The sequence below is a fragment of the Streptomyces sp. NPDC056161 genome (assembly GCF_042268025.1).
GTDB lineage: Bacteria > Actinomycetota > Actinomycetes > Streptomycetales > Streptomycetaceae > Streptomyces.
The window spans coordinates 112,109-123,136 of record NZ_JBHJUV010000023.1; the positions used below are offsets into that span (position 1 = coordinate 112,109).

7 protein-coding genes, 2 tRNA genes and 2 pseudogenes are annotated in these 11,028 nt (G+C 70.5%); 10 read left to right on the forward strand and 1 reads right to left on the reverse strand.

Going from position 1 to position 11,028, the window contains the following annotated elements; all coding sequences use genetic code 11:
* Window positions 1-125: 125 nt before the first annotated feature.
* From ACFC09_RS22385 to ACFC09_RS22420, 8 genes are all read left to right on the forward strand, one after another.
* Window positions 126-216: transfer RNA gene (locus tag ACFC09_RS22385), tRNA-Ser, on the forward strand.
* 539 nt (window positions 217-755) lie between these two features.
* Window positions 756-828, forward strand: a tRNA-Arg gene (locus tag ACFC09_RS22390).
* A 327-nt stretch (window positions 829-1,155) separates the two neighbouring features.
* Window positions 1,156-1,857, forward strand: coding sequence for a Crp/Fnr family transcriptional regulator (locus ACFC09_RS22395; protein WP_376531052.1), 702 nt, complete (start codon window positions 1,156-1,158; stop codon window positions 1,855-1,857).
* 166 nt (window positions 1,858-2,023) lie between these two features.
* Window positions 2,024-2,926, forward strand: a complete 903-nt coding sequence (locus ACFC09_RS22400) for a hypothetical protein (RefSeq protein WP_376531054.1) — start codon at window positions 2,024-2,026, stop codon at window positions 2,924-2,926.
* Window positions 2,923-5,007 carry a hypothetical protein gene (locus ACFC09_RS22405; RefSeq protein WP_376531057.1) on the forward strand — a complete coding sequence of 695 codons (2,085 nt, stop codon included), beginning with the start codon at window positions 2,923-2,925 and terminating at the stop codon, window positions 5,005-5,007. The genes ACFC09_RS22400 and ACFC09_RS22405 overlap by 4 nt, the downstream gene beginning before the upstream one ends.
* Entirely contained in the window at window positions 5,004-5,930 is a 927-nt protein-coding gene (locus ACFC09_RS22410) for a hypothetical protein (RefSeq protein WP_376531059.1), read from the forward strand. The genes ACFC09_RS22405 and ACFC09_RS22410 overlap by 4 nt, the downstream gene beginning before the upstream one ends.
* Window positions 5,927-6,454 carry a Pycsar system effector family protein gene (locus ACFC09_RS22415; RefSeq protein ID WP_376531061.1) on the forward strand — a complete coding sequence of 176 codons (528 nt, stop codon included), beginning with the start codon at window positions 5,927-5,929 and terminating at the stop codon, window positions 6,452-6,454. The genes ACFC09_RS22410 and ACFC09_RS22415 overlap by 4 nt, the downstream gene beginning before the upstream one ends.
* 278 nt (window positions 6,455-6,732) lie before the next feature.
* Window positions 6,733-9,270, forward strand: coding sequence for a helicase-associated domain-containing protein (locus ACFC09_RS22420; RefSeq protein WP_376531063.1), 2,538 nt, complete (start codon window positions 6,733-6,735; stop codon window positions 9,268-9,270).
* A gap of 161 nt (window positions 9,271-9,431) precedes the next feature.
* Here ACFC09_RS22420 and ACFC09_RS22425 read toward each other — a convergent pair.
* Window positions 9,432-9,974: pseudogene (locus tag ACFC09_RS22425) on the reverse strand (pyridoxal-phosphate dependent enzyme); the annotation flags it as partial.
* A 180-nt stretch (window positions 9,975-10,154) separates the two neighbouring features.
* On the opposite strand from ACFC09_RS22425, the pseudogene ACFC09_RS22430 reads away from it, so the two are divergent.
* A pseudogene (locus ACFC09_RS22430) lies at window positions 10,155-10,283 on the forward strand (SDR family NAD(P)-dependent oxidoreductase); the annotation flags it as partial.
* A 316-nt stretch (window positions 10,284-10,599) separates the two neighbouring features.
* Window positions 10,600-10,923 carry a hypothetical protein gene (locus ACFC09_RS22435; protein ID WP_376531065.1) on the forward strand — a complete coding sequence of 108 codons (324 nt, stop codon included), beginning with the start codon at window positions 10,600-10,602 and terminating at the stop codon, window positions 10,921-10,923.
* Window positions 10,924-11,028: the final 105 nt, after the last annotated feature.

Here is an 11,028-nt window from a genome sequence, read left to right on the forward strand (position 1 = left end):
CGGCGGGCGAGGGCTTTGCTCTGCGGCCCGACTGCCTAGTACCGTGGGAGCCGATTGGTGACAGCACGCTCGACTGTGTCATCATCTGCACGCACCACTCGCGCGCTCGCGTGGGAGGTAGTGCTGGAGGCGTCGCCTAGTCCGGTCTATGGCGCCGCACTGCTAATGCGGTTTGGGCCTTAAAGCCCATCGAGGGTTCAAATCCCTCCGCCTCCGCTCTCTGACCAGGGAGTTCAGCCGATATCGGTTGAACTCCCCGAGTCATGTCCAGAGCATTTCCCAAGCCGCTTTCCCCACCTTTTCTCCGCTCCCCTTCTTCCTTTTCTTTCGTTTCTCTTCCTTCTTTACCCGGCGGCAGCCGGCCGTCCGCGGCGCCGTCCGACCGGGCTTTTCGTCGGCACCCCCGTGAACCGGGTCGCCCCTGCGGCACGCGTCCGCCGCCAGTCGCGCACCGCACCGCCCACCGCACCGTCGACCACGCAGTCGACCCCTGGCCAGGTCGACGGCTCCGTGTCCACATCCATCCGGAGTTGGCCGGGTCGCCCGCCCATGTCCAGCTGGGGCGTCGGACCGGTCCGGCCGTCCGACCCGTCTGCTGGATCCGCCCGAGCCCACCATCTGGCTGTCTTCCCAGGTCACAAGGGGTGAGCGGAACGGATTTCACATGGCAGCGGCAGTCATGTAATGTTCTTCCTGTCGCCAGGAGCGGCCCAGAGGGCCGGGAAGCGGCAGGAAAAGCAGAAAAAACAATACAAGCACTCGTAGCTTAACGGATAGAGCATCTGACTACGGATCAGAAGGTTGCAGGTTCGAATCCTGCCGAGTGCACACAGGTCGAAGGCCCCGGAGAGATCCGGGGCCTTCGGTGTTTCGGGGCACTGGCAGATGCCGACCGGCTTGGCCGGCCACTCGCGCACGTCGCGGACGGTCAGCCCGCTCGTGCTGATTGCGGCAAGGCCCAACGCCCGCCCGAGTTGCCAACCAGCGTACGGACCCCTGATCACGCTCGACCCCGGACCGGCAGGCCGCGAGCGACAGCGTGGTGGGAGCGGCTGTTCTTGGACAAAGTTGTCCGGCCAACGGTGCAGGCGGCGAAACCCGCGTAGAACTCATGGGCGGCGCAGGCCGAAGTGACCGTACCGGGAGGGCGACGAAGTGCTGTCGGACGAGGCGTGGCACGACTTACGCGACCAGGGCACGACGCGCACCTTCCGCGAACGCGACGTGATGCTGAGGCAAGGCTCTGCGGGAACGTACCTGCTCGCCCTCACCCACGGCCTCGCCAAGGTCGTACGCCTGGAACCGGACGGAGCCGTGAACTGGCTGGCCTTCCGAGGGCCGGGAGACTTGTTGGGCGAGGTGTCCGTCTTCAACGACACTGCGCGTACGGCGGAGGTGATCGCTCTCACCCCGTGCACGGCTGTCGTGCTGGAGGCCGCACGGTTCCGCCGCTTCGTCGAGCAACGCGGACTCGTCATGGACTTGATGCGTCAGGCCCTCTCCAGGCTCCGGGAGTCCGACACGCACCGCACCGAACTGCTGAACCTGCCCCTGATCGTCCGGCTGGCCCGGACACTCCTACGACTGGCCGAGCTGAACTCCCGGGGAGGGGGACCCGACGGCCTACGGCTCACGGGCCTGAGTCAGGAGGAGATCGCCCAGGCGATCGGAGTGACTCGCAACGCGGTCATCACGGGACTGCGGGAACTGCGGGGATCCGGTGCGGTCGCGACGGCCCGCAAAGTGATCGTCATCAACGATGTGACCGCGCTACGGCGCTGGGCGACGCTGGAGTCCCCACCCGTGTCGCCCGTGTCGCCCGTGTCGCCCGTGCCGCCGTCACCCCCGGCCGGTTGAGCGGACCGGTACCCGGGCCGGAAGTGTCGACGGGGGCCGCCTCGACTGTGATCTGAGACACCCGCGAAGTGCCCTGTGCTGTGCAGTGGAGCGGACCGGACCGACGGAACCTCGAATCAGCCTTCATCGGCTTCGTCACCGTCCGTCCTCCACGAGGAGACCAGGCATGTCTGTTCCCACCCCGTACGCCCAAAGCCGGCCGTTGCCTCCCTACCGTGCCCTGTTCGCGGTCGACGCGAAGGACTTCACCGGGCTTCCCGCCATTCAGCACGGCCCGGTGAGCCGGTTGATCCCCGAACTCGTCGACCAGGCGCTTGAGCGGGCCGAACTCCACGAACTGCGCGACTCCAAGCGCTTCCCCGCCAACACGGGCGACGGGGTGGTGTTCGGCTTCGAGCCGACGCTGATGCCGTTCGTCCTCTGGCCGTTCCTGGGTGTGCTGGACGACATTCTCGGCGCGTACAACCTGCACAGTGTCGGTCCCCGCATCCGGCTTCGCGCCAGTGTCCACGTCGGTCCGCTCCCGGACGCCGACAGCCCCGGTGACGGCAATGGGACGGCTCGCAACGACACACACCGGCTGCTGGATTCGCGACCGGTCAAGGCGATCCTCGCGGCCGCGAGCGAGCAGGTCACCCACTTGGCCGCGGTCATCTCCCACCGTGTCTACGAGGACGTCGTGCTCGGCGGATACTCCGGACTGCACCCTGACCGTTGCGTGGAAGTGCCGGCCACGGTGGAGGGGAAGCACTTCTCGCAACGGGCCTGGCTGTACGTCCCTTCGCCCTCGGGAAACCTGGTGCAGGCCGGTGTGCGACCGCGTGCGGAGTCGGCAGCGCAGAACGATGCCCCCGCAGAAGGCGAAGAGGACCACAAGAAGCGGTCCGGCGCGCATTACGACGACAACACCCAGAACGTCCACGAGGGCGTCGCGATCATGGGGAGTGTCGGACGGGACGTCACGTACACCGGCGGCTCGACCGCGTACCACGGAACCAATCAGCACTGGGGCAGCGGTGACAACGTGGCGGGCGACAAGCGCGTCGGCGAGGTCGGGGAATCGCGGTGAGCGGCGACACCGACGCCGCCGCGACGCCGGACGGCCCGGAAGACGGCGGTGACCTGCGGGCCCCGTCGTACTCCTATCGCGGCAACGAGCAGCGGCTGGACCAGGGCTTGGCGTTGATGGGCGGCGGGGTCGGACGTGACGTCAACCTGTATTTCGGGCGCGACGACGACGTCAGCAACCGCATCCCCGAGCCCCGCCTGCGGGAGGGCCGTTACCTCGCGGAGGAGGTCCGTGCCCGGTTGTACGGATTCGTCGAACCGCCGAGGTACGAACAGTGCCGGAAAGTGCTGGACAGCCACGTCCTGATACTGCGGGCCGGCAGCGGTACGGGCGCGAGTACCACCGCGTTCGCTCTGCTGACGGAGCGGTACGGGACGGGCGGCGTCACCGGGGTGGACTCACCGGACGACGTCTCGGACTGGCGCCCCAAGGAAAGCCGCGGCTATGTGCTCCAGGGCATGTCACCGCAGGCCGCAGCCTCGCTCAGTGAAGTGGCGCTCACCGCGCTGGCCGCGTCGCTGCGTCAGTCGGGCGCCCATCTGGTCATCACGGTCCGGGCGGAGGTGGAGCTTCCCGCCGACACGGTGGCCTGGCAGGTCGCGCACCGCCCACCAGCGTCGGCCGACGTCGCGGCCAAGCGCCTGGACGTCATGACCGGGACGGGTGAACTCAGCGCTGACCAGGGCGCCGAGGCGAGGACACACCTCACTTCGACGGACTTCGTCGGCTACCTCAGCACCCATCTCCTGCCGGGAGCCGGTGTGGAAGTGGCCGATGGGCTACGTGATCTCGTCAGGTCAGGCGGGACACCCACGTCCCTGCTCGTCGATCTGCGGGCCGGCAGCGTGGAGGCGGCACGCGAAGCGCTGACCACATCGCGCCATCGAGCCGACGACCTCGCCCTGATGGCGGCGGTCGCGCTGCTGTCCGGCCAGGATCGTACGGTTGTCGAAGACTTCGCTACGACCCTGCGCCACCGCCTCGCCGAACGGGGCGGGCCGGTGGCTGCCAGGGCCGGACGTCCGGAAGGTACGGGTGGCCGCGAACCTTTGGTGGAGGGGCCGTGGACTCAACCCGACCTTCTCGGGCCCGCCTTCGAGGAGCGGCTGAAAGCCATCGGCGCCCGGCCGCTTCCGGCGCGCCTCGGGGTGGCACAGCGCTACCCGGTCCAACCGATCGTCTTCTCCGGACGACACCGGTCGGACGCCCTGCTCCGCTGCCTGTGGCTGGACTACGAAGGCATGGCCGAACTGCTGTGGAGGACGCTGGAGGAAACTCCCCACCAGTCCGGCATCGAACTCGCGGCGGGCCAGGCGATCGGAAAGGTGTTGGCACACGCGACCGGCCCGGACCCCCTGCGTCGGTTGCAGTCCTTCGCCGCCTCGCCCATGCGTTGGCAGCGCCGGCTGGTGGCCTACGCGCTGGGTGAGATGGCGCAGCATCCCGCCCATACCCGTCCGGTTCGCGAGCAGTTGCGGAGCTGGAGCCGGGCCGCCCACGAACCCCTCCGCTGCACCGTGGCCGAAACCTGCGCGGGCAGCTACGGCCTGGCTCACCCCACCGTCGCCCTCAGGCTTCTGGACGCCGTACTCGACGACCCGGACAAGGAGCTGGGGCGACGCCTGCGCACCGCGGTGTCCTTCGCCCTCAGCACCCTGCTCTCCGAGAACGCCAACCATCCGCTGGTCCTCGACCGCCTGCACGCGTGGCAGGCGGCCGGTCCGGGAACGCAGCGCCACACGATGGCCGTCCACGTCATCGAATCGATGAGCCTGGCGGCCTTCCCTCGGCCCGGCACGCCGAGCGTCCGCCGCGTCCGCCTCTCCGACCTCCTCCAGGACCGCCCCGAGCAAGCACTCGACCTCGTGGTCGCCGCTCTCGACGACGCCGACACGTACGCGGCGACGGCGACGGGTCTGTCCCTGATCGAGAGCGATCCGGACCTGCGACACCGCACTGCCTTCCCGCACTTCCTGACGGCACTGGCCGCCATGGCCCGAACCCACCGTGGCGTCCTGCGCTTCGTACTGCGCCGCCATCGCGCCCAGACGTTCCTTCCCCCAGGAGGGCTCTCATCATGACCGGTCCACTCGTCACGCCCCTCACCTCCTCGCCCGTCCGGCAGCTGCTCCGCCTCCGCCTCGGCTTTCGAGAAGAACGTGCCCTGGTGCTCCTCGCGAGCGAGGGACAGGACCGCATGGTGCCGCCCCGCGGCCCCGACCATTGGGGCTACCCGCGGCCGACGGTGCGTGCGGTGCGCCGGGGGGATTTCTTCGACGTCGTGTGGGTCTCGCTCGCCGAGCGGCGCCTCTTGATCGACCTGCCGCGCCGCTCGCCGAAGGCCCCCGCCCGTTACGAGGTCGCCTGGAGGGTCAGCAACCCGGTCTTGGCGGCGCGGAACCAGCTCACCGAGGAAAGGGCCCGGGACCTGGTGATCGGCCACATCCGAGAGCAGGCCGTCTCGCCCGGTGCGGCCGTCCCGCCCGGCACGGCCGACCCGCTGCGAAAGCCGCCGCACCACTTCGGCACGACCGAGGTCATACCGCCCGGCCGGGCTCAGGCGATCGACGGTTCGGGCCTCACCTACTGGTTCCTGGACCCGCCTGCCGCGTTGTTGCCCGCGTCCGGCGACGACACGCGACTGCTCCTCCCGTCAGGCTTCGGCGAGGCTCACCGCGAGGCGTACCGCTTCTATCGTGAGGTCATCGCGGGCGGTCCCGTGGGTCTGGCAGCACTCTGGCTGCTGCACCAGCCGGAACAGGCAAGGGACGTGCTCGACTGGACCGTCACCCACCGCAACGTCCTCTCCGACCCGGACGGCTGGGAACGCACGCTCGCGGCGACACTCCAGTCACTCACACCCGAGGACCGGAGCTTCGTAGGCGTGAGTCTGGCCCATGTGCTCAGTGACGTGGGAGTACCGCAAGGTGATGAGATCCTGCGTCAGCTCAACGGTACGGAACCGACGGGCGGCGGGGACAGCGGCTACGGAGACCACCGGTGAGGCTCCCGCTCGCCCTGACCCGCCGCCGCCCGCAGGTCGTACGCGACCCCGAGGACGTAGTCGCCCTGTCACGCGAGCTGATCGCTCAGAACCATGTGGAGATCGGCCGGGCGGACGGCAAAGCCGCTGTCCTGCTCACCGCCTGCGGATCGCTCCTGGGATTCCTCTTCGCCCGCTACCCGGCCTGCGCCTCTTGGCCCCGTCCGCTGTGGTGGACGGGGGCGGTCACCACCACCGCGGCGCTGCTGTTTCTCCTGGCGGCACTGCTGCCCCGCCACGGACCGAGGATCAGGGACAGCTCCCACGTCCTCGCCTACTACGAGGACGTGGTCCAGGCGGAGCGCAAGGACGAACTGCCGTCGGGTCTTCTTCGGAGCAGTTGTGATCCGCATCCTCGGCTGATGCGTACCTTGACCGGAACCAGCCGGATCGCCCGTAGCAAGAACAGGTGCGTGCGGATCGCCGTCCTCCTCCTGCTGCCGGCCGTCACCGCCGTGAGCGCGGCGCTGCTCTCCGGTTCGTGACCGGGCGGGCACGAGTCCGGCACTTCGGCGGCCAGTGGCGACGCGGACGGCATCAGGCAGCAGGCAGGCCGCGCTCCTGCCGGCACTCCGCCATTGGTGCGGCGAGGCAGCCGTCCCGCATCGAACGGGGGCGGCCCCAGCCGGCGCCGCAGCACCTGCCAAGGGGGGAATCCGCCCCATGCGCGGTGCCCGCGGACCACGGGATGCAGCATCCTTGGACCGGCGTCGTGACTCCGGCCCGACCGTGACATTCCCTGGTCCTACGAGGTGTAACCCGCATGAAATCCCGATCGACACTGGCGACATGGCTGGCCGGCCTCGACGGCTCTCGGCTGGCGCGTGTGCTCGACGTACGAAGGGACGCCGTGTCCCCGCCGGAGCCGCGCTCGGTGGGGGAACTGGCGGACCGTCTTCAGCGCCCGGGATCGGTGGCACTGGTCCTGCCGCGGCTCGCGCTGCCGCACCTCCAGGTGGCGGAGGCGCTGGCGGCACACGGCGCACCCATGTCGCACGATGCCCTGGCCGAGTTGCTGGGAGCGGTGGGCGACACGACCGCTCGTGAGGACGATCCCGCTCGTGAAGACGGAGTCACGCGTGGAGACGGAGCCATGGGTGGAGACGGAGTCACGTGTGGAGACGGAATCACCCGTGAACTGGACGCCGCGCTGACGGTGCTGGCCGATCACGCTCTGGTCTGGCCGGACGGTGCGGGGAAGCTCCGCATGGCCGCGCCGCTGCGACAGGCGTGGGACACGCCCCTCGGGTTGGACGCGCCGCTGGAGCGGCTGCTCGCGGGCGCGACCTCCGACGAGCTGCGCGGCATGCTGGTGGCACTGGGCGCCAAACCGCCGGGCACCAAGTCACAGCGGCTGGCCGCGCTGGTCGCGCACCACAGCGACCCGGAGCGGGTCGCCGCAGTGGTCGCCGAGGCACCCGCGGCGGTCCGGAAGTTGCTCGGACGCCGAGCGGAGACCGCGCCCGAGGAGCCGCGGTTCATCATGTTCGGCACTCCTGGTCCCGGCCCCGAAACGGGCGAGCGATGGGCGCTGGAACGGGGGCTCCTGGTCCAGGAACGTCACCGCCACGGACCCGCACGCATGCCCGCCGAGGTCGCGCTCGCGCTGCGCGGACCGGGCTGGCACGCCCCGTTCACACCCGCCCCGCCCGCCGTGCGCACGGCGGCCGTCGGCCGGAGAGCGGTGGACCAGGAGGCATCGGTTGCGGCCACCGAGTTCGCCTCCCGTGCCGCCTCGGTCCTGTCGGTCTGCTCGGCGACCGCGCCGGCCCGGCTGAAGTCCGGCGGGATCGGTGCGCGTGAACTGGCCCGGATCGGCAAGGCCGCTCAGGCCGACGACGCCGTCGTACGCCTCGCTCTCGAAACCGCGTACGCGGCCGGGCTCCTGGCCAGGGACGGTGATCGGGTGGTTCCCACCGAGGCGTACGACGCCTGGGCGGAACAGGAACCCGCGGAGCAGTTCGCCACCCTGCTCCGGACGTGGCGGAACCTGCCGCTCACCCCCACCGAGGCCCGCGACGAGGACAACAAGGCGCTTCCCTCTCTCGCGGGAGCACCGCCTTGCAACGGCTGCGTGCAGGCCCGGCACGGGCTGCTGGACGCGGCCGAACAGCTTCCCGCTGGGCAGGGCGCGAGGGTCACCCCGGACCTGGGGCCGCTGATCGGCTGGTACCGCCCGCTCGCCCACGCAGCACCCCAGGAGGGAACGCCGTTCGCCATCGTGATCCGTGAGGCCGAACTCCTCGGCGTACTCGCACGCGGTGCTCTGTCCGCCCTGGGCATCCACCTGCGGACCGGCGACACGGAGGGCCTGGACATCGAGTGCCGGCGGCTGCTGCCCTCGGCCACCACGACGACACGGATCGGCGCCGACCTCACTGCCGTCGTCACCGGCACACCGTCCACGCGGCTGGCCTCGCTCCTGGACTCCGTCGCCGACCGGGAGACCAGCGGCACGGCGTCCGTGTGGCGGTTCAGCCCCGGCAGCATCCGTCGGGCCCTGGACGCCGGCCGTGTCCCCGGCGACCTCACGACCGAGCTGGCCGCCGTCGCCGTCGGCCCCCTGCCGCAGCCGCTGTCGTACCTGATCGCCGACACCGCACGCAGCCACGGCCGGGTACGCGTCGCCCCCGCCGCCTGCGTCCTGTACGGCGACGAGCCCGCCCTGCTGGCCGAACTCGCCGCCCACCCCGGACTCGCCAAGCTCGGGTTGCGACAGCTGGCGCCGACGGTGCTGGTCAGCCGCAGCCCGGTCGACACGACGCTCGCCGCGCTGCGGGCCGAGGGGTACGCCCCTGTCGCGGAGACGGCCGACGGCACGGCACGCGTCGAGAAGGGCCGGCCCCGGCGGGCCGCCGCTCCCGTACCGGCTCCGCGCGCCATCGGCACGAGGGCCGGCGGCCGGAACGCCGCCCCGCGCGCGGCGAAGGCATCCGCCGCCGTCGACCCCGCCGTCGACCCCGTCGTGCTGGCCGCCCGGCTGCTCGCCGCCCCGCCGAGCATCCCCGAACCCGCGCCGTTCGACGGGGGAGGCCCCTTCGGCACGGACACCGAGGAGATCGTCGCGGGGTGGGCGAAGAACCTGGCGTACAGCGACGTCCGTCAGCTCGCCCATGCCGTCGACACCGGTGAACCCGTCACCGTCGAGTACGTCGCCACCTCGGGGAACCGGACCGTGCGCACCCTGAGCCGACTCGTGCTCGACCCGCCCTATCTCGACGCCTGGTGCCACCTGAGGAACGCCGAGCGCGTCTTCACCCTCTCCCGCATCCACGGCGTCATGAGCTTCACATCCGACTGAGCGGGAGGGGAGAGGTCTCGGTTCACGTCCCGGCGCGGGGTCGTCCGCTCGCTCGCCTTGCGACGCGTCGTCACGAGGTGTCGTCACGAGGTGTCGTCACGAGGTGTCATCGCGAGGTGTCATCGCGAGGTGTCGTCAGGAGGTGTCGTCACGGGGCGTCGTCACGGGGCGTCGGGGGCGGGCGCGTGCGGATTGGCGGCCGTCCCCTCGGTGTTCAGCAGCACGATCACCGAGTCGGTGCCGAGTCCCAGGGCCGTGCGGCGGGCGTCGGCACCCGGGCCGGTGAGGATCGCGCGGAGACCGGCGAGGGCGGCGGCGCCGCAGGGGCCCGCGGAGACGCCCAGTGCGGCCAGGTGGGCGGCCGCGCGGGCGGTGTCCGCGTCGGAGACGGCCACCGCGGCGTCCAGCCCGTGGTTCAGGTGGGGCCAGGCGATGCTGGACGGAGTGCCGCAGTTCAGGCCGGTCATGATGGTGTCGCCGGTGGTGACGGAGACGGGTGAGCCCTGGATCAGGCTCGCCAGGACGCAGGACGCAGGACGCGGGACGCAGGACGCGGACCGCGGCTCCACCGACAGCAGCGCCGGCGCCCGCACGGCGGGACGGCTGCGGTAGTGGGTGACGACGGCCTGGGCCAGGGAGCCCACGCCCACCGGTATGGAGACCAGATCCGGCCCCTCGCCGACGCCGTCGGCCCTGAGCTGTTCGGAGGGGGGAGAAGGGGGCTCGGGCACATTTTAGGGTCGGGCAACGGGTTGCGTCCGGTCCAGTGAATGCCTTCGATCAATATTCGTGATTTCCGCAGCACTGGTCGGGAATTCGTCGGTAATACCGATCGGCCGGTGGAGAAAGGTCCGGCAATGTCGCTGAACGGCCCTACGCTCAGCATGACCGTGACATTGATCACCGGAGCGAACAAGGGGCTCGGCTACGAGACCGCCCGCCGGCTGGTCGCACAGGGGCGCACCGTCTACGTCGGTGCCCGCAGCGTCGAACGCGGTCAGGCGGACGCGGAGTCTGGCGAGGCGCCCAGGCTGCCCACGTGGTCTACGCGGCGAGCAAGGCCGCGGTCTCGATGTTGACGGTGCAGTACGCCAAGGCGCTTGGGCGTCACCTCAACGGGTGAACAGCGCCCGGACCGGCCACTGGGCCGAAAACCCTCGTGATCGCGGCTTCCAGGCTGCGGACGGCCGCCCGGTACCGGCCTGGACCGGGCCTGGGGATGCGCGGCGGCGGGTGCTCGGGTGGTCCGTTCAGCCGATCCGGTGTTACCTGGAGCGAGGGGACACACCGGTATGAGTGAGGACTCACCGGGGCAAAGGAGGCCGAAATATGCGCAGGAAACCGGTCATGCAAGCCTTGGCCGCCACTCTCCTCGCAGGCGGTGCGATCGTCGGAACGGGAGCGGCAGCCAGCCCGGCCTCAGCCGCAGTCACCACGCACGGCGTCGCGGCGCTGTCCCACAGCAGCCTGCCGAACGGCGGCGGTGGATGTCGCGGCGGCTTCAATCGCGGGTTCTGCGGGTTCGGGGTCGGCTACGGCTTCGGCTACGCACCGTTCGGGTTCAGCCCCTACGGGTACGGCTTCGGCAACGGCTTCGGCTACGGCGGCTACGGCGGCTACGGCAACAGCCCTGTGGTGATCGTCGTCCGGTGACGCATTGACGGCATCGGAAGCAGCGAGACACGGCGAGCGACCGACAGAGCGGCAAGTGGGACGCGGAGGCTCCGGCCGGGTGGCCGGGGCCTTTGCGCTGCGCTG